The sequence below is a fragment of the Pedobacter sp. KBW06 genome, assembly GCF_003852525.1.
Classification (GTDB): Bacteria; Bacteroidota; Bacteroidia; order Sphingobacteriales; family Sphingobacteriaceae; genus Pedobacter.
This window is the reverse complement of sequence record NZ_QAJL01000001.1, coordinates 2,424,360-2,443,146: the sequence shown is the minus strand read 5'-3', so window position 1 is coordinate 2,443,146 and position 18,787 is coordinate 2,424,360. Positions and strand designations below refer to the sequence as shown.

16 protein-coding genes are annotated in these 18,787 nt (G+C 40.9%); 5 read left to right on the top strand and 11 right to left on the bottom strand.

Annotated elements, in window-relative coordinates; genetic code table 11:
* Nucleotides 1-12: 12 nt before the first annotated feature.
* Genes DBR43_RS10040 through DBR43_RS10030 form a run of 3 tightly spaced genes read left to right on the top strand, consistent with a single transcriptional unit; the run spans nucleotide 13 to nucleotide 3,629 of the window.
* Nucleotides 13-1,419 (top strand): PKD-like family lipoprotein, encoded by a 1,407-nt coding sequence (locus tag DBR43_RS10040; protein WP_124580283.1) that lies wholly within the window; start codon nucleotides 13-15, stop codon nucleotides 1,417-1,419.
* A gap of 1 nt (nucleotide 1,420) precedes the next feature.
* A complete protein-coding gene (locus tag DBR43_RS10035; RefSeq protein WP_158622473.1) occupies nucleotides 1,421-2,593 on the top strand; it encodes a TlpA family protein disulfide reductase in 1,173 nt (390 codons plus the stop codon).
* A gap of 43 nt (nucleotides 2,594-2,636) precedes the next feature.
* A complete protein-coding gene (locus tag DBR43_RS10030) occupies nucleotides 2,637-3,629 on the top strand; it encodes an ABC transporter ATP-binding protein (protein WP_124580279.1) in 993 nt (330 codons plus the stop codon).
* Nucleotides 3,630-3,645: 16 nt separating this feature from the next.
* On the opposite strand, the gene DBR43_RS10025 is transcribed toward DBR43_RS10030, so the two are convergent.
* On the bottom strand, nucleotides 3,646-4,062 hold the full coding sequence (locus DBR43_RS10025) for a hypothetical protein (RefSeq protein WP_124580277.1): 417 nt from the start codon (nucleotides 4,060-4,062) through the stop codon (nucleotides 3,646-3,648).
* A gap of 229 nt (nucleotides 4,063-4,291) precedes the next feature.
* Nucleotides 4,292-4,783 (bottom strand): YdeI/OmpD-associated family protein, encoded by a 492-nt coding sequence (locus DBR43_RS10020; RefSeq protein WP_124580275.1) that lies wholly within the window; start codon nucleotides 4,781-4,783, stop codon nucleotides 4,292-4,294.
* Nucleotides 4,784-5,117: 334 nt separating this feature from the next.
* Here DBR43_RS10020 and DBR43_RS10015 point away from each other — a divergent pair, with 334 nt between their 5' ends.
* Both DBR43_RS10015 and DBR43_RS10010 read left to right on the top strand, forming a co-directional pair.
* A complete protein-coding gene (locus tag DBR43_RS10015; protein WP_124580273.1) occupies nucleotides 5,118-6,281 on the top strand; it encodes a DUF4848 domain-containing protein in 1,164 nt (387 codons plus the stop codon).
* Between the two features lie 410 nt (nucleotides 6,282-6,691).
* Complete coding sequence (locus tag DBR43_RS10010; RefSeq protein ID WP_124580272.1) at nucleotides 6,692-7,354, top strand: porin family protein; 663 nt, start codon at nucleotides 6,692-6,694, stop codon at nucleotides 7,352-7,354.
* Between the two features lie 77 nt (nucleotides 7,355-7,431).
* Here the strand turns inward: DBR43_RS10010 and ilvA are convergent, their stop codons facing one another.
* The 9 genes from ilvA to ilvB all read right to left on the bottom strand — a co-directional run bounded on the left by ilvA (nucleotide 7,432) and on the right by ilvB (nucleotide 18,762).
* Nucleotides 7,432-8,682, bottom strand: coding sequence for a threonine ammonia-lyase IlvA (gene ilvA / locus DBR43_RS10005; RefSeq protein WP_124580270.1), 1,251 nt, complete (start codon nucleotides 8,680-8,682; stop codon nucleotides 7,432-7,434).
* A 1-nt stretch (nucleotide 8,683) separates the two neighbouring features.
* The gene (locus tag DBR43_RS10000) at nucleotides 8,684-10,192 is read right to left on the bottom strand and encodes a 2-isopropylmalate synthase (RefSeq protein ID WP_124580268.1); all 1,509 of its coding nucleotides are present in this window, start codon (nucleotides 10,190-10,192) and stop codon (nucleotides 8,684-8,686) included.
* Between the two features lie 12 nt (nucleotides 10,193-10,204).
* Nucleotides 10,205-11,293 carry a 3-isopropylmalate dehydrogenase gene (leuB, locus tag DBR43_RS09995; protein WP_124580266.1) on the bottom strand — a complete coding sequence of 363 codons (1,089 nt, stop codon included), beginning with the start codon at nucleotides 11,291-11,293 and terminating at the stop codon, nucleotides 10,205-10,207.
* Between the two features lie 4 nt (nucleotides 11,294-11,297).
* Nucleotides 11,298-12,767, bottom strand: coding sequence for an ATP-binding cassette domain-containing protein (locus tag DBR43_RS09990; protein WP_199756994.1), 1,470 nt, complete (start codon nucleotides 12,765-12,767; stop codon nucleotides 11,298-11,300).
* Complete coding sequence (gene leuD / locus DBR43_RS09985) at nucleotides 12,767-13,351, bottom strand: 3-isopropylmalate dehydratase small subunit (protein WP_124580263.1); 585 nt, start codon at nucleotides 13,349-13,351, stop codon at nucleotides 12,767-12,769. Before leuD ends, DBR43_RS09990 begins: the two co-directional genes overlap by 1 nt.
* 12 nt (nucleotides 13,352-13,363) lie before the next feature.
* Nucleotides 13,364-14,779 carry a 3-isopropylmalate dehydratase large subunit gene (gene leuC, locus DBR43_RS09980; RefSeq protein WP_124580261.1) on the bottom strand — a complete coding sequence of 472 codons (1,416 nt, stop codon included), beginning with the start codon at nucleotides 14,777-14,779 and terminating at the stop codon, nucleotides 13,364-13,366.
* A 59-nt stretch (nucleotides 14,780-14,838) separates the two neighbouring features.
* Entirely contained in the window at nucleotides 14,839-16,320 is a 1,482-nt protein-coding gene (gene ilvC, locus DBR43_RS09975; protein ID WP_124580259.1) for a ketol-acid reductoisomerase, read from the bottom strand.
* A gap of 80 nt (nucleotides 16,321-16,400) precedes the next feature.
* Nucleotides 16,401-17,012, bottom strand: a complete 612-nt coding sequence (gene ilvN / locus DBR43_RS09970) for an acetolactate synthase small subunit (RefSeq protein WP_124580257.1) — start codon at nucleotides 17,010-17,012, stop codon at nucleotides 16,401-16,403.
* 10 nt (nucleotides 17,013-17,022) lie between these two features.
* Complete coding sequence (gene ilvB, locus DBR43_RS09965; protein WP_124580255.1) at nucleotides 17,023-18,762, bottom strand: biosynthetic-type acetolactate synthase large subunit; 1,740 nt, start codon at nucleotides 18,760-18,762, stop codon at nucleotides 17,023-17,025.
* Nucleotides 18,763-18,787 lie beyond the last annotated feature (25 nt).

The window sequence follows — 18,787 nt, the reverse complement described above, 5'->3', positions numbered from 1 at the left end:
TGGTTTAAAATTATGAAGACGATAAAAAAATATACTGGCTATATCTATTCCTGTTTTGCGGTGTTGCTGATCCTGAGCGGTTGTGCCAAGGACCGTGGTAATTATGAGTATAAAAAGCTAAATGAAGTAAAAATAGATTCCATTCCGAATTTCAGTTTGATGAAATTTGATTCTTTGAAGATTTCAGCAGGAATCAGGCAATCTGAAAGCAGCCAGGTATTGAGCTATGAATGGAAAATTTATTCTCCGAAGACAGGGAAAACAAAAGTGCTGTCTAAAGAAAAGAACCTTGCGGTGATCATTGCCGAAGAGCCAATCACGGATGCCTATGAACTGGTGTTTAAGGCGACGGATCCGTCAACCGGAATCAGTGAATTCAGGAGTTTCAGCGTAAAAGTGGTAACACCTTTTTCCGAAGGATGGATGGTGTTGAACCGTAAGGGGAATGATGTGGATATAGATATGGTAAATCCAGCAGGGAAAATATTCTCTGATATTTTTAAACTCAGTAATGGAAAGGCAATTCCGGGTGGAGCGAGCAGGATTTATACCTATTACGGACAACAGGAACAGAAGGTATTTGTACAGACTGCTTCAGATATTCTTCAATTGAAGGGAAATGATTTTATACAGATTCAGAACTATAATTCTTTGTTCTATGAGCAACCTGCTCCCGCCAGGCCTGAATTGTATTTTTTAAAGAAGAGTGGGGACAGGGAGTTCATCATTAATGATGGATCATTGTATGTAATGGCTACGAGTGTACCTCCTCCCACACGCTTTGGAGCAAAGATTCCAGGTGATTATAAGGCCGCAGGCTTTATGGCTGTAGGTTCAAAATACCCGGGAATTATTTACGATGAGAAAAACGGCGGTTTTCTGGTGCTTCCTGCGAATAAGTCGGAATTAGTCGGTCTACCCGTTGTAGAGGGCGCTGCATTTGATATGAACAAGATCAATAAAACGATGGTTTTTATGCAGCCAGCGCCGGTACTGGATCACTTTTATGCGCTGTTTAAAGATCCGCGTAGCCAGAGTTTTCATTTTTATGCGATTAACTCAAATGGGACAAATCCTGCAGTAAAATATCAGCAAATGGCAAATGTCCCTGATATCGGCAGGGCAAGTACTTTTGCGATCTCTTCTACCTTACCGCTGATCTATTACGCAGTGGGTCAAAAGATCTATGTGTATGATGTAGAAATGAATGCTGCGCGCAAAGTCTTTGAGATTCCGTTTGCATCTGCCAATATTATGGCATTAAGAATGCTTAACGGCGCATTGGTAGCCGGTGTTAATGAAGGGGAGGAAGGGAAATTGTATTATTTTGAGCTTGCCCCAACTGGTAACATCGCCTCCAACACTAAGAAAATTTCAGGATTGGGAAAGATCATCGATCTGGTTTACAAACCGCAATAATATGAAGCGCATTAATCTTGGTTTTATCTTGCTGTTATTTGCGTTGCAGTCGTTGGCACAACAGGACAGTATCGTGATAAAAGGTAAATTGAAAGGAGAGGGCAGTCATAGGCTGACCCTCTCTTTCCAATCCGGAGAAGGTAAAAAGGAAACTCATACGCAGGAACTCCTTGCCGGGAAATTCAGCTTTAAGCTGAAGCGGCAGAAGGAACCGGTTCTTGCCTGGTTGCAATTGACACCCATTAAAGACGAAAAACGGGTCGATAAAAGATCAAATGAAACAATTGCGTCAGGAACAGATCTTTTTGTGTTCAGATCGGATCTGCAGGTTTCGGGTACTTTGAAGGATTTTGACCGGATTGTTATAGAGGGTGATGTGGAGAATGAAGGGTTTATGGCTTATAAGAAATCTGCTCAGAACCTGCTTGCGGAAGACCTGATGCTGAGGGGACAGATGATGTCGGTTTCTAAAGCCGATAGCTTGTTGCTAAGAGAATTGATTCGGAAAGGACAGGCTGTTTCCATGAAAATTATCGCTAAGCAGAAGGCATACATTTCTGATTATCCGGACGCATTGCTCAGCTGTTACCTGTTGGGAAGAATGCCTAATTTTTATACCGCAGATCAATATATTTCGGCATATTCTAAATTGTCGGATACCTATAAGCAGACCGGGATTGCAGCTAAAGTACGCCAGAAAGTGGAGTCACTTAAGTCAACAGCTGCGGGAACAGTGGCGTTGAACTTTAAAGGCAGCGATCAGAACGGTTTGCCATTTGATTTATCTGCTAAAAGAGGTAAAGTGATTCTGCTCGATTTTTGGGGCAGCTGGTGTATTCCCTGCAGGGCTGGAAACCCTCATTTAAAGCTGCTTAATGCTAAGTATAAAGAAATGGGTTTCGAAATAATCGGAATCAGCACGGAACACCCTAAAACTATAGAAGAGCGGAGGGCTGCATCAGCAACAGCAATGCTCAAAGATGGTATAGACTGGATCAATCTGTTGAATAAGGATGATACAGATATTGATGTGGTAAAGGCATATCAAATCACGGGATTTCCTACCAAAATCCTATTGGATAAAGACGGGAAAGTAGTTTTACGTGTGACTGCCAATGCGACCAATGATCTGGACCTGGCGTTGGAAAGGTATAGTAAAACCGGACATTTTTAATTCGTGTGACATTCCACTGTATTAAATATTTTATCTTTACAGGGTGAAGGAACAAATCATCAGCGTTAAAAACATCAGCAAACAATACCAGCAGGAACAGGCTTCAGGAGTACAGAATATCAGCTTTGATATTAATAAGGGGGAGATCATCGCCATTATTGGTGAAAGTGGAAGTGGGAAATCGACCCTGCTGAAATGTATTTATGGATTGCTGAGTGTTGATGAAGGAGAAGTAACTTTTAAAGGAGAACGGATCTTTGGCCCGCATGAGCAATTGATCCCCGGTCATAAGGAGATGAAAATGGTGACTCAGGATTTTTCCCTGAACATCTATGCGAAAGTATATGATAACATCGCTTCCATGATGGCCAATACAGATGTGCATTATAAGCATGAGAAGACGATGGAAATGATGCTTCACCTGCACATTGATCACCTGAAAGATAAAAAGATTACGCAGTTGAGTGGAGGGGAACAACAAAGGGTGGCCATCGCAAAAGCATTGGTAACCAATACTTCGGTACTGTTACTTGATGAACCTTTTAGTCAGGTAGATGCTTTATTGAAAAATCAATTGAGGGCAGATATTAAACGAATTGCTGCGGAGACGGGGGTAACAGTGATTATGGTTTCTCATGATCCTGCCGATGGATTATTCCTGGCTGATGAACTGTTGATCCTGAAAGATGGGCATCTGATGCAGCGGGGAAAGCCAGCGGAGATTTATAACCACCCAAATCATATTTATACTGCCCGGATGCTGGGAAATGCAGTGGTACTTAATACAGATGAAGCGAAAAAGCTTGGTCTTGAAATTACGGAAGGCAATGCGGTATTTTATCCGGAATGGGTAGAACTGACCAATTCCTGGAACAGCAGGCGTTTTGAGGTGAAAGATGTTTATTATAAAGGTTTTTACGAAGAACTGTTACTGGAAAGAAATGGGGTAACGATAAGAGCAATTCAGTTGAATAGAGGAGAGCATAAAAAAAACGACCATGTTCAAGCGAACATTGGTCGTTTTTTACAGTTATAATACTTTAAATTGCCAATTAACTTACGTTATTAGAGGCTACAATGACTAATTTAAATTTCATAGATTGGGTAGGTTGAACTGGGCGTGTAGCCTGTAGGTCCGAACTTTCAATACTAATTGTAATTCCACCTTGATAAACGCTGTAATGATATGAACTTACATCAAAAACATAAGGTAGAGGCTTATAAATAGTGTAATTTGGAAAAGATACCGATAAGATTGTGCCCTCATACTTTATACCGTAATCATCTAATTCAGGAATATCATTAAAACTAACATCATAGCTTAATCCATCATTGGATAGTTTCCATTGGCTTGGGTTAATGTCAAAGATGATTGTTTTATTGGAAGTCTCCTGAACGATTGTCTCCTTCTTGCACGAAACCAGACCTAGTGTAGCCGTGCAGATTAATAGTAATAAAATTCTTTTCATATGATTTGTGTGTTTGATCTTCGTATAGCAAATCTGTTGCCATAAAATTACAATTTTGCTTTTACTTATACTGTAATTAAAATGTTATATGGAATAATATTGCGAATAATCTGTTTAATGGGGATTTATTGATTGAGAGTGTGATTGTTTCCAGAGGATAATTTTGATTGTAGTAGGTTCTAATCAGTAGATATCTATAAGAATCTGATCTTTTTTAAAGAATCTATGCTTATCTTTTTGTAGCATGAAAGGGAAACCCGGATGCTAAATTGGTAATGGCATCAGCCATACGCTGAATCCTGGTTTGAACGATTTCGGATTCCATCAGCCATTGAAAACATTCTTCTTGTTTTGCTTTGCTTAACTTCTGAAACGAAGCCCAGGCTGCTGGTTCATCCTTCAAACACTCAATAAAGTCTTCAGGAATAATTTCGGAAACCGGTTCGCTATCATCGTATAATACAATTCTTACATAATCGCCCGCCTGCTTGCCGATCTGTTTGCGTATTTCTGCCCTTACGGTAATAAACAACATTTCTTTCATTGGCATCAGCGCAGTATCTTTTACTTCATAGCTGTCAATAAAACCCCTTACTTTTCTAGTCCCGAAAGGCCTGTGCTTATCTTTTGATATGCCTGGAAGGCGTGCAAAAGTCCAGCCTCCCTTACCAGGAAATTTCTCCAGAAGTATGTTCTCATTTATTAGTTGCTGCTGCTCCATGTGATTTTTAATGCTTTTCTTGTTAAAGCGCCAATGAAGGATAAAATTAGAAAAACTTTTTTTGTTGTGATATCTATGATTTAGAAATACTTTATGAATTTAATTCTGTTGAAGTAACTGTATGTGTTTGTTTCATATCAAAAAAAAATAAGTCTTAATTATGGATTTAAGTGCTTTTTTGGTGTTTTTTTTGTGAATTTAAAATAATTAAAAGAATTTTATTTCTTTAATCGTGGTTTTTAAATATAAAATGTATTTTTGATCAATTTTATTAAATTTTATAATTTATAAAATAAAAATAATATTGTTATTATGCCTTTTAAGAAAAATTAATATGAAAAACAATTTTAAACTGTTCCTTATTGTATTTGCAATAGTGGTCTCTTCTTGTAAAAAGAAAGATTCCTCAATCAAAGATGAAATTAAACGAGATGTTGAGCTAGAAGGCGATCACTTAGCTTTCAAAGACTACTCAGCCTTTGTTGATTATTACAAAGTTGTTAGTAGTATGAATAAAAGTCAGAGACAACAGTGGGAAAAGTCTCTGAATTTTACCTCTATGCAAACTGTATATGAGCGCTTTAATGAAGAACTTAACGAGTTTGAAAAGGGATCGAAAGAAAATTATTTCAGAGGGTTTTCGAACCTTAAGATGAAATATAAGGAGAGTCTTTTATTTACCGAGGATAGCTATAGGATAAACAATTCTGGTATTAGTGAAGCTATATTGACAAATAAAAATGGTTTTGTTAAAGTCGGAGAGGACTATTTACATTTTAAAGAAAAAGGAGTAACAACATATAGAAAGGTTTCGTTTCAAAAAGCACAGCAGCTAAGTGAATCAAATCTGGTCTCTACAGAAAGTCTGGAGCTTACGGTGCCACAAAGAAATAGTTTTACTTCAGCACTAGGAAACTGGCATATTATTAATAAAGAACGAGGACGGGTTCTTTTTCGTAGCAAGGCCTACAATTTGCATTCTGACGCACTAAATTACCAAAGTTTTGCTGCATTGGAAGGAAGAGCAGAGCATAAGAATATTTTTGGTACATGGAGAGGTGTTGGAATGGCAGTTAATGTATTTGAAAGACCAGCTGGACGTACAGGAGTGTCGATAGATTATCAAAATTTATCAAATACTATAATCCCTGGTAACAGAGATGGAGTCATGTACACTAATTCAATTGATATAAACCCGAATTTCTCTGATGGTCTCGCAAATGTTGAGCATTTCGATAGGGTTATCTGCATTACAAAAGGGCTGGAAGGAAATCCTGGAGCTGCTCTCGCCGCTGTTGGTGCTTCTGGTACTCAGATTTTGAATTACGCTGTTGATGCAGGATATTTTGGAGCATCGGATGTGTATTGGAAGAGTGTCTATATGGGGCGTCTACAGTTTGGTATAATGATACAAGTTGGTCTCCCAATCGTTGGAAATCCAGCGGTAATTTTTGATGTCTTTAGTATAGATGGAAGGTCTTTAGTGCAAAATCAATAAATTTTTCAGATCACCCGACCCGATTCAATTCTATTGAGTCGGGCCGGATGATCCTATCTATTGTTTTATACCAGATATTCAATTCAATAATCTCAAATTTAAACTCCTTCATTCTTTACAAGGCATGTTTCATAGAAGGTGCAGATCCAGATTTTACACCTGACAGTTGAATTCTCGTGCTCAGATCTCTCAGGGTTAATTAAACGTGTTGTTCCTGAATTTCTCTTCTTAACGCGCAATTAGGGATAGAATATTACATGTTTTTGAGATGAAAGTAGTTAACCAGCAGATTAGTGCCAGAAATAATATCCTGATTTCGCTTATAAATGCAAATTGATTGTAACTATCGTTTTTTTTTGACGTCTTATCGTTAATCAATAGAATATTAACGAATAAATTTTTAAAAAAGCGTGAAAAAATTATTACTATCATTAACAATCTTAACCGGTTTGGGTTTAACTGCTTCGGCACAAACAAGTCCTATTAAATTTGGGGTTAAAGCTGGCGCATCATTCTCGAATATGTCATTCTCCGGTTCCGGAGTTAACGAGACAGGCAAATTAAATACTTCATTTTATTTTGGCGGTACTGTCGATATCCCGGTAAGTGAAATGTTCTCTGTGCAGCCAGGTCTTTTGTACATTGGAAAAGGCACGAAAGATACAGGTGATTTTTCTGAGTTCGGTGAAGGAGGTTCAGGTAAGGCAGAAGCAACACTAAACCCGCATTATTTGGAAATTCCGGTAAATATCGTAGCTAACTTTCAATCAGGTAGTGGTAAGTTCTTTGTTGGAGCTGGTCCTTATTATGCAATTGGTATAGCCGGAAAGGTTAAAGTTAAAGCAATGTCTGGTTCTAATTCAGTAGAAGTGAAGGAAGATATTGAATATGGCGATGACAAAGCATTCAAACGCGGCGATTTTGGTATTAATCTATTAACCGGTTATCAGTTAAATAATGGCTTTAATATCCACGCAGGATATGGCCTTGGATTAAGCAATGTGATCAACGCTGGTGGTGAAGGAAAAGCTAAAAACAGAGTGCTTTCTGTTGGATTAGGTTATTCTTTCTAATCAGAGTTAAGGATTATAAAAAAAAGGCTGTATCATAGATCTATGATACAGCCTTCGGGTGATTATATCTATTGTTGTTATACCAGATATTCGAAAAGTGTCTGATCATTGTTCAATTCAATGATCTCAAATTTAAATTCCTTCATTCTTTGCAGCAATGCATCGTAATCCGTTGGTTTTGCAAGCTCGATACCTACCAGTGCAGGACCATTTTCCCGATTGGTTTTTTTGATAAATTCAAAACGGGTGATGTCATCATGAGGGCCCAGCACATTATTTACAAATAGTTTCAATGCTCCTGGTCTCTGCGGAAAGCGAACGATGAAATAATGCTTTAATCCTTCAAAGAGTAAGGATTTCTCTTTGATCTCCTGCATCCTTTCAATGTCATTGTTACCCCCACTTACGATACATACGACTGTTTTACCTATGATCTGAGTTTTGATCTGATCTAAGGAAGCTACGGCCAATGCACCTGCTGGCTCTACCACAATAGCATCCTCATTGTATAATTTAAGGATCGTTGTGCAGATTTTTCCTTCAGGGATCAGTAACATTTGATTCAGGAGTTCCCTGCAATATTCAAAAGTCAGGTTTCCTACTCTTTTCACTGCGGCACCATCTACAAAACGATCAATGTCGCCCAGTAAAACCGGAGCACCGGTATTTAAGGCATGTTTCATAGAAGGTGCGCCTTCAGGTTCCACACCGATCAGTTGAATCCCAGGTTTTAGATTTCTCAGATAACTACCTACACCTGAAGCAAGTCCGCCACCACCGATAGGCATGATCACGATGTCCAGTTCCGGAAGGTCTTCAAAGATTTCCACACCAACGGTTCCCTGACCTTCGATCACCTTCGTATTATCGAAAGGAGGGATGAAAGTCATTCCATTGGCTGCGGTATATTCCAATGCTTCTTTTAAGCAATCGTCAAAAGTATCACCTACAAGGATGATTTCAATATGTTCACCACCAAACATTTCTGTTTGTTTCACCTTTTGCCTCGGGGTAATTTCCGGCATAAAAATAACCCCTTTGATGTTCAGTTTTTTACAGGAGTGTGCGACACCCTGTGCATGATTTCCTGCACTTGCACAGACCACACCCTGTGCCATTTGTTCTGGCTCCAGCGTGCTGATCATGTTGTAAGCACCTCTTAATTTATAGGAGCGTACCAATTGCAAATCTTCTCTTTTCAGATAAATATTCGCCTGGTATGTTTTAGAAAGTCCTGCATTATATTCCAAAGGGGTACGTTTTACCGTACCTTTCAATCGTTCTGCTGCCGCCAGAAAATCCAGTACAACTTCTTTTTCTACACTCATCTTATATAAATTTATTCATTGCATCCAGATAGGCATTGGCCGAGGCCTTTACGATATCTGTACTAAAACCATAGCCTACATAAGATTTTCCTTCGTAGGCAACCTTCATGTTTACTTTACTTACATCATCACTTCCGCCATGCATGGCCTGAATGGTAAATTCCTTCAGTGTGATGTCTTTTCCGACAATCGTCTGAATCGCTTTGATCGTTGCATTTACAGGTCCGTTTCCGGTAGCCATTGCTTCTTGCTCCACACCATCATATTCCAGTCTGATGCTCGCCGTAGGGCTCAGCGGATCACCACAAAGCACTTGTAACAAGTTCAGTTTGTATCCGTTTTTTACGGCGCCTTCTTCCGTGTCGCTCATTAGATAAAGAATATCATCGTCACCGATCGTTTTCTTCTCATCAGCCATGATCAGGAAGCGCTCATATACCTGATCCAGGTTTAGACGGTCGATCTCATAACCTAAGCGCTCTAAATGATGCTTTAAGGCATGACGGCCACTACGTGCTGTCAAAATGATGTCTGCTGAATTTAAACCTACATCTTCCGGATTGATGATCTCATAGTTTTCTCTATGTTTCAAAAACCCGTCCTGATGGATCCCGGAACTATGTGCAAAAGCATTCTGACCGATAATCGCTTTGTTCGGTTGTACCGGCATGTGCATCATGCGGCTCACCATAGAACTGATCTCTGTGAAATGCTTGCTGTTGATGTTCGTTTTTAAGTTCAGTGCATGGTGTGTCTTTAAAACCATGGTCACTTCTTCCAGCGCTGTGTTCCCTGCACGCTCTCCGATTCCATTGATGGTACATTCTACCTGACGGGCACCGTTGATCAATCCTGCAAGGCTATTTGCCGTCGCCAGGCCTAAATCATTATGGCAGTGTACAGAGATAATCGCCTGATCTATATTTTTAACGTTTTCTTTCAAATAAAGGATCTTCGAGCCATACTGATCCGGAAGGCAATAACCATTCGTATCCGGGATGTTTACTACCGTTGCTCCGGCAGCAATTACTGCTTCGATCATTTGCGCTAAGAATACATTGTCTGCGCGCCCTGCATCTTCTGCGAAAAACTCAATGTCCTCTACAAACTGTTTCGCATATTTTACCGCTTCAACTGCTCTTTGAAGAATGTCTTCCCGGGTGCTGTTGAATTTATATTTGATGTGCATGTCTGAAGAACCAATTCCGGTATGGATTCTTGGTCTTTTTGCATATTGTAAAGCGGCAACAGCCGAATCGATATCTTTTCTGTTGGCGCGGGTTAAGGCACAGATAATCGGTTCGCGTACTGCTTTAGACAGTTCTACTACACTTTGAAAATCACCAGGGCTGGAAATAGGAAAGCCAGCTTCAATTACATCCACTCCAAGTGCTTCCAGTGCTTTTGCAATTTCAATTTTTTCAGGAGTGGCCAACTGGCAACCCGGTACTTGCTCACCATCACGTAAGGTGGTGTCAAACACATAGACTCTATTAGGATCGTGTAACATAATTCTTGGAGTTTAGGGATTAGTTTTCTGTGTAATATATTTCAAGACCAATTGTCCCATTTCTTTGGTTCCAAGAACTTTATATGGGTTGGTCGTATCGTCAGCAATGTCGTTTGTTCTGAAACCTTCTTTCAGCACCTGATCTACGGCATCGATGATCACTTTTGCTTCATCTTTCAGTCCGAAGCCAATTTCCAGCATCAGGGATACCGATAGGATAGAAGCCAGTGGGTTAGCCAGGTTCTTTCCGGTGATGTCATGTGCCGAGCCATGGATTGGTTCAAAGAAACCAGTGCTTTCGCCTACAGAAGCGGAAGCCAGCATCCCCATCGATCCTGCAATTTGTGAAGCTTCATCCGTAAGGATATCTCCAAAAAGATTGGCCGTTAGTACCACGTCAAACTGTTTCGGATCTTTGATCAACTGCATTGCTGCGTTGTCAATGAACATATGATCGGTTTGTACTTCCGGATATTCCTTTGCAATCTGCTGTACGGTTTCTCTCCATAATCTGGAGCTTTCCAATACGTTTGCTTTATCTACAGAACACAATCTTTTTCTACGTTGCATGGCTGCTTCGAATGCTTTACGGGCAATTCTTTCTACCTCATAACGGTGGTAGATCATCAGATCAGAAGCGGTATTGTTATCTTCAGAGCGGGTTTTCTCGCCGAAATAAACATCACCTGTCAGCTCTCTGAAAAACAGGATGTCTGTACCCTTTAATATATTGGGTTTAATGCTCGAAGCATTTAACAATTCGTCAAACAGTAAAATAGGGCGCAGGTTGGCATACAAACCTAATTCCTTGCGGATTTTAAGTAATCCCTGCTCAGGGCGTACTTTTAAAGAAGGATCATTGTCATACTTAGCATGACCTACCGCACCAAAAAGAATGGCATCGCTTTTTTTAGCTTTTTCCAGCGTTTCATCGGGTAGTGGATTGCCTGTTGCTTCAATTGCTGCATGGCCCATCAGTGCTTCGTCATAACTGAAATCATGTCCGAAACCTTTGGCAATTTCTTCCAATACTGCTTTACCCCAAGTGGTCACTTCAGGTCCGATTCCGTCGCCGGGAATAACTAATATATTTTTCTTCATCGTTCTAGATAGTTTGTAACATCGGTTCTACGGATTTTACTTCTCCGTTTTCTAATAAAATTCTTTTCTCTAAACAGCTCGGTAACTGGGATTCAAAATGGCCAACGTAGATTAATGTTGTTCCATTTTTGCATAGCTCATCCACCAGCTTGTTAAAATGTTGTGTTTGTTGTTGATCTAAACCCTGACAAGGCTCATCAAGTATTAAGATCTCCGGATTTTTGATAATGGTCCGGGCCAGTAAGGTTAACCTTTGCTTGCCTAAGGGAAGCTCATTCATCAACCTGTTTTTATATTCCGTTAATCCGAAATAACTGATCAGTTCGTCTACCTGTTTATGTTTGGTTGCACCTGGATTGCAGAACAAGCCTGAGCTGTCGTAGAATCCGGAAGCGATGCTTTGCCATACCGTAGCAGAAGCGTCAAAATACCAATGCAATTCAGGAGATATCAAACCAATGCGCTCTTTGATCTCCCAGATGCTCTCGCCTGTTCCTCTTTTATTGCCGAACAGGTAAAAGTTATTGGAATAAGCCTGTGGATGGTCACCTGCAATTAAACTCAATAAAGTTGATTTTCCGGAGCCGTTGTAACCTTGCAGAAGCCATTTTTCTCCTGAATTTACTTCCCAGTTGATGTTCTTTAATACCTGTTTCCCGCTGTAGCTGATGTTCACATCGATCATTTTGATGACATGATCAGCAGTGGAGGAAACAGAGACATTATTTAAAAACGAAGGAACAGGTTTAGTGATTTCTTCTACAAGATCTAAGGCGCGTTCTTCAAAGGAAACCTCCTTCAATGCGCCTTTCCGGATCTCGGCAAAGCGATTGATTACGGCAGGAAGTTCCGTTTCATTGCTGATTAAGATCAACTGTGTTCCGGCTGCCGCGATTTCTTCCAGCAAAATATTTAAGTTTTTACGGGAAAGGCTATCCAATCCATTGTAGGGTTGGTCCAGAATTAACAATTGCGGTTTTAACCATAAGGCCTTTACCAATTGCAATTTTTTATGTTCTCCGCTGGATAACTGGATCAGCGGAGAGTTTTTTAAAGCAGTAAAGCCTAAGGCTTCCAGAATGTGCTCAATTTCTTCAGATGGAAGTCCGTATTCTTTACCATAAACTTCCAGTTCAGCGATTACAGTAGCTGTGGTTACGGTAACCGAACTGTTATAACGTTGCTGGTAATAGAAGTTTGAAGCGCCTTCAAGGTCTTTAAACTGATACCAGTTGGCCACATAATGGACCATTGCCGGTAAGGTACTTTCCGGGTGGAAGTTGATGTTAACCTCTCCCTCATGAACGGGAATTAAGCCGGCGATAGCTTTGGCCAATGATGTTTTTCCGGTTCCACTAGAACCACACAACAACCAGTTGTCATTGCGGTTTATTACCCAGCTCAAATCCTGTAACACCGGTTTTTGATGGTACTTTAGATTAAAGTGGGCGATATGGACGACGGGTTGTGACATTATCTGTTTTGTTCAAATTCTACGACCAATTGCTTTTGGTTTAAGATGAAATCGATGTCATCATAACCATTGATTAAGCAGGATTTTTTATAGGGATTGATTTCGAAATCAGTTTTAGATCCGGTTACTACATTGGTTACCGTTTGTGCTTCCAAATCAACATCAAGCTGGGCAGTACTATCCTGACCTACTGTGCTGAAGATCTCTGCTAAGAACTCATCGCTTACCTGGATTGGTAATAAACCATTGTTTAATGCATTTCCTTTAAAGATGTCGGCAAAGAAACTGCTGATCACTACATCAAAACCTGCATCCTGAATGGCCCAGGCTGCATGCTCGCGACTACTACCGCAACCAAAGTTCTTTCCTGCCACCAAAATCCTGCCTTTAAAAGCCGGGTTGTTCAACACGAAATCCGTTTTTAAGGTATTGTCACCGTTATAACGCCAATCACGGAATAAGTTCTCACCGAAACCTTCACGCGTAGTCGCCTTTAGAAACCTGGCCGGAATGATCTGGTCGGTATCTATATTCTCTATATTTAAAGGCACAATCGCCGAAGTAAGCTTTTCAAATTTTTTCATAATGATTCTTATTTAAGCGTGTGCAGGTTCGTTCAATAAAGTTCTTACATCCGTAACCCTTCCGGTAATGGCAGCAGCAGCTGCGGTAAGCGGACTGGCTAAAAATGTGCGGGAATCTGGTCCTTGTCTTCCTTCAAAATTTCTGTTGGAAGTAGATACACAGTATTTTCCTGCAGGGATTTTATCCTCATTCATGCCTAAACAAGCACTACATCCAGGCTCGCGCAACTGGAATCCTGCCGCTTCAAAGATTTTATCCAATCCTTCAGCAATTGCTTGCTGCTCGATTTGTTTAGAACCCGGTACGATCCAAACGGTCACGTTTTCTGCTTTCTGACGACCCTTTACAAATTCCGCCACTTCGCGTAAATCTTCCATTCTGGAATTGGTGCAACTGCCGATAAATACATAGTCAATAGGTTTACCTACCAATTCTGTATCCTGTTCAATGCCCATATAATCCAAAGCTTTCTGGAAAGATGCCTGCTCCGAAGAAACCTGACTCGCAGTAGAAGGAATGTGTTCTGAGATTCCCATTCCCATTCCCGGATTTGTTCCGTAAGTGATCATTGGGCTGATGTCTGCGGCATCAAAGGTTAAAACGCTGTCAAACTGAGCATCCGCATCGCTGTATAATGTTTTCCAGTAGGCCAGTGATTTGTCCCACTCTTCGCCTGCAGGTGCAAATTCTCTTCCTTTAATGTAATCGAAAGTGATTTGGTCAGGAGCAATCAAACCGCCTCTGGCACCCATTTCAATGCTCATATTACAGATCGTCATTCTCGCTTCCATACTTAAAGCCTCAATGGTAGAACCTGCATATTCGATAAAATAACCTGTACCACCGGCAGCAGATATTTTAGAGATGATGTATAGAATAATGTCTTTAGCCGTAACACCTTGTCCTAAGGCACCGTTCACCTCAATTTTCATGGTTTTCGGTTTCTGCTGCAACAAACATTGTGTGGCAAAAACCTGTTCCACCTGAGAAGTACCGATCCCGAAGGCAATGGCACCAAAGGCACCGTGTGTAGAAGTATGGCTATCTCCGCAAACCATGGTTTTTCCTGGTAGGGTAATGCCCAGTTCCGGACCAATTACGTGTACAATTCCCTGGAAAGGATGACCTAAACCATAAAGCTCAATGCCAAATTCTGCACAGTTTTTGGTTAACATGTCTACCTGATAACGGGAAAGTTCTTCTTTAATGGGTTGCAGCTGGTTTAAGGTAGGCACATTATGATCTGCCGTAGCCACAGTTTGCTGCGGACGGAAAACAGGCAAGCCTCTTTTGCGTAGACCATCGAAAGCCTGAGGGGAAGTCACCTCGTGTATCAAGTGTGTATCGATATATAAAATATCCGGAAATCCGACTTCACTCTTTACCACATGGGCATCCCAAATTTTTTCTACTAATGTTTTTGACATTTTTTATTGCTTTGTAAAGGACTCAGGCCTTTAATACCTGGGTCCTTCTAATTTTATGATTAGGCAGTTTTAATAGATTTCATTGCAGTCATTGCCTTTCTTAATTCAGCACCTACAACTTCCACCTGATGTGAACGGATCACTTCATTTACGGAGATCAATGCTCTGTTGTCCACAGCGCCATCTTTACCTTCGTTGAAGTTTTTACCGATCAGGTCAGTATCAACTTTAGTCATGAAATCTGCCAGAAGTGGTTTACAAGCATGGTCAAATAAGTAACAACCATATTCTGCAGTATCTGAAATCACCCTGTTCATTTCGAATAATTTTTTACGGGCAATGGTGTTTGCAATTAGTGGAGTTTCGTGTAATGACTCGTAGTAAGCAGATTCTGGTTTAATTCCAGCTTCTACCATTGTTTCGAAAGCCAGTTCCACACCTGCTCTTACAAAAGCAACCATTAGCAATGCATTGTCAAAATATTCCTGTTCGCCAATTTTAACATTTCCGGCAGGAGTTTTTTCGAAAGCAGTTTCGCCGGTTGCGGCGCGCCATGCCAATAAGTTTTTATCACCGGCAGCCCAGTCTTCCATCATTACACGGCTAAACTCGCCGCTCATGATGTCGTCCTGATGCTTTTGGAATAATGGACGCATGATCGTTTTCAATTCTTCAGAAACCTCAAATGCTTTGATCTTAGCTACATTGCTCAATCTGTCCATCATCGCAGTGATACCACCTTGTTTTAAGGCTTCAGTGATCACCTCTACACCATACTGAACCAATTTGGAAGCGTAACCTGCATCAATTCCTTTTTCAATCATTTTATCAAATGAAAGGATAGAGCCTGTTTGCAATAATCCGCAAAGGATCGTTTGCTCACCCATCAAATCTGATTTTACTTCTGCCACAAAAGATGATTTTAAAACACCTGCTTTATGACCGCCGGTTCCTACGCAATAGGCTTTAGCCTGATCTAAACCTTTTCCTTCCGGATCATTCTCCGGGTGAACAGCAATTAGGGTAGGTACACCAAAACCGCGTACATATTCTGCTCTTACTTCACTACCAGGGCATTTTGGTGCCACCATAATTACGGTAATGTCTTTACGCACCTGCATGCCTTCTTCCACAATGTTGAAACCATGTGAGTAAGATAAGGTAGCACCTTGTTTCATTAAAGGCATTACTGCATTAACTACCGAAGTGTGTTGTTTATCAGGAGTAAGGTTAATCAATACATCAGCTGTAGGGACCAACTCTTCATAAGTACCTACGGTAAAGTTATTCTCTGTCGCATTTTTCCAGGAATCTCTTTTGCCTTCAATCGCTTCTTTACGTAAAGTATAAGAAACATCTAAACCGCTATCTCTTAAATTTAAACCCTGGTTCAATCCTTGTGCACCGCAACCGATGATCACCAGCTTTTTTCCTTTCAGGGCATTTACGCCGTCTAGAAATTCAGAGCTGTCCATGAAATCGCATACACCCAATTGGTTTAATTTTTCTCTAAGAGGTAGTGTGTTAAAATAGTTTGACATCGTTTTTAATGGTTATTTATAGGTTCTAATTTTTTGTTTAATATTTATTTGTTCTGCTGAGCACATCCGGCCCTTGAAAATTACATGCTGAATACGTTTTTCTCTTTATCAAGGAATTCGTTTTCAATCACTTCCTGTCCTGGTTCCCTGCGCTCAAACTCTCTTAGTTTGCGGTTAAAGCCTTCACTGTCTTTGATGATCGCTACCCTTGCACTTCTGACAAATTCGATCAGTCCGTAAGGTTGCAGCACTTCGATCAGTTTGTCGGTTTCTTCGCGGTGACCGGTCGTTTCAAATACGGTGTAATCTTTACGGATCACTACCGCCCTTGCGCCATTTTCGCGCAACAAACGTTCTACAGATACCAGCTCAGCGATGGTGTCGGTAGGCACTTTGTAAAGGGCCATTTCCTGCCAGATGATGTCTTCATTGGTATTGAAATATACTTTCAATACCTCTACCTGCTTTTCAATCTGACGGGCCAGTTTACGCACCACTTCTTCAGTTTCGTGAATCACGATATTGAAACGGTGAATGTGCTCAATCTCCGAAGGAGAAGTATTTAAAGTATCTATATTGATTTTTCTTCTTGAAAAAATAATGGCAATACGGTTCAGTAATCCGATTTGATTTTCCGTGTATACCGTGATCGTAAATTCCTGTTTTTCGTTTATTTCTTGAGAACTGCTCATGATCTGCTAATTATTTAAGTCTGATTTCACTTACACTGCTTCCTTGCGGAACCATTGGGAATACATTGTGTTCTTTGGCTACCATTACTTCTAAAAGGAAGGAACCTTTGTGGTTTAACATTTCTTCTAAAGAGCTCACCAGATCTTCACGTTCAGAAACCTTTTTACCCGCGATATAATACGAATCGGCAAGTTTCACGAAATCAGGACTTGTAATGTCTACGAAAGAGTAGCGTTTCTCATGGAACAATTGCTGCCATTGGCGAACCATACCCAGGAACCTGTTGTTCAGGATCATGATCTTCACATCAATTCCACTTTGCATGATCGTACCCAATTCCTGAAGCGTCATCTGGAAACCACCATCACCAATTACGGCAACTACGGTCCGGTCCGGCGCGCCAAATTTAGCACCGATCGCTGCAGGTAAGCCGAAGCCCATTGTGCCTAAGCCGCCACTCGTGATGTTACTTCTGGTGTGGTTAAACTTCGCATAACGACAAGCCACCATTTGGTGCTGACCCACATCGGTTACGATGATCGCTTCACCTTTGGTTAGTACATTTAGCTGGTTGATCACTTCACCCATGGTCAATTCGCCACTTTCCGGGTTCAACTCCTTATGGATGACGGTTTCCAACTCTGTTTTATCATAAGCCCTGAACTCTGCCAACCATTCTTTATGTTCTTTCTGATCCACTAAAGCAGTCAAAAGAGGAAGGGTTTGTTTACAGTCGCCCCATACCGGAACTTCCGCCTTTACGTTTTTATCGATCTCTGCAGGATCGATGTCCAGGTGGATTACTTTGGCTTGTTTGGCATATTTATCTAAACGTCCCGTTACACGGTCGTCGAAGCGCATTCCTATTGCAATGAGTACATCACATGCATTTGTTTGCACGTTTGGACCATAGTTACCATGCATCCCTAACATCCCTACATTTAAAGGATGATCTGTAGGAATTGCACCTGCACCCATAATCGTCCATGCTGCCGGAATTCCTGTTTTTTCTACAAAAGCTTTAAATTCCTGCTCTGCATTTCCTAAAGAAACACCTTGTCCGAAAAGGATGAAAGGTTTCTTTGCAGAATTGATCAGCGCAGCAGCCTGTTCGATATATTCTTTACGGATATTTGGTCTCGGGCGGTAGCTACGAACATGATCACAAGGTGTGTAACCTTCATAATCAAACATCTGCAACTGTGCATTTTTGGTGATGTCGATCAATACCGGGCCTGGTCTGCCGCTGCGGGCGATGTAAAAAGCTTTCGCCAATACACTTGGGATTTCCGTGGCATCAGTGATCTGGTAATTCCATTTCGTTACCGGAGTCGTAATGTTAATTACATCCGTTTCCTGGAAAGCATCTGTTCCTAAAAGGTGTGCATATACCTGTCCGGTGATGCAAACCATAGGCGTACTGTCGATCTGTGCATCGGCCAAACCTGTTACCAGGTTGGTGGCTCCCGGACCACTCGTAGCGAATACGACGCCGACTTTTCCGGAAGTACGTGCATAGCCTTGTCCGGCATGTGTGCCGCCTTGTTCATGGCGTACTAAAATATGTTTTAACTGGTCTTTATAATCGTATATCGCGTCGTAAATAGGCATGATGGCACCTCCAGGATAACCAAAAATGGTATCCGTGCCTTCAGCTATTAATCCTTCCAATAAAGCTACAGAACCGGAAACATTTACTGTTTTCCTGGGTTCCGTTAAGGTTGTTGCTTCCTCTTGTGCAGTGTTCATTGTTTTATTTTTAGGTATAGGGGTT

Coding starts and splice junctions, on each gene's coding strand:
- leuD (WP_124580263.1), bottom strand. CDS start 13,351: ATGAAAAAATTTGAAAAGCTTACTTCGGCGATTGTGCCTTTAAATATA.
- DBR43_RS10020 (WP_124580275.1), bottom strand. CDS start 4,783: ATGGAGCAGCAGCAACTAATAAATGAGAACATACTTCTGGAGAAATTT.
- ilvA (WP_124580270.1), bottom strand. CDS start 8,682: ATGAGTGTAGAAAAAGAAGTTGTACTGGATTTTCTGGCGGCAGCAGAA.
- DBR43_RS10040 (WP_124580283.1), top strand. CDS start 13: ATGAAGACGATAAAAAAATATACTGGCTATATCTATTCCTGTTTTGCG.
- leuC (WP_124580261.1), bottom strand. CDS start 14,779: ATGTCAAAAACATTAGTAGAAAAAATTTGGGATGCCCATGTGGTAAAG.
- DBR43_RS10025 (WP_124580277.1), bottom strand. CDS start 4,062: ATGAAAAGAATTTTATTACTATTAATCTGCACGGCTACACTAGGTCTG.
- DBR43_RS10035 (WP_158622473.1), top strand. CDS start 1,421: ATGAAGCGCATTAATCTTGGTTTTATCTTGCTGTTATTTGCGTTGCAG.
- ilvB (WP_124580255.1), bottom strand. CDS start 18,762: ATGAACACTGCACAAGAGGAAGCAACAACCTTAACGGAACCCAGGAAA.
- DBR43_RS10015 (WP_124580273.1), top strand. CDS start 5,118: ATGAAAAACAATTTTAAACTGTTCCTTATTGTATTTGCAATAGTGGTC.
- ilvN (WP_124580257.1), bottom strand. CDS start 17,012: ATGAGCAGTTCTCAAGAAATAAACGAAAAACAGGAATTTACGATCACG.
- ilvC (WP_124580259.1), bottom strand. CDS start 16,320: ATGTCAAACTATTTTAACACACTACCTCTTAGAGAAAAATTAAACCAA.
- DBR43_RS10000 (WP_124580268.1), bottom strand. CDS start 10,192: ATGTTACACGATCCTAATAGAGTCTATGTGTTTGACACCACCTTACGT.
- DBR43_RS09990 (WP_199756994.1), bottom strand. CDS start 12,767: ATGTCACAACCCGTCGTCCATATCGCCCACTTTAATCTAAAGTACCAT.
- leuB (WP_124580266.1), bottom strand. CDS start 11,293: ATGAAGAAAAATATATTAGTTATTCCCGGCGACGGAATCGGACCTGAA.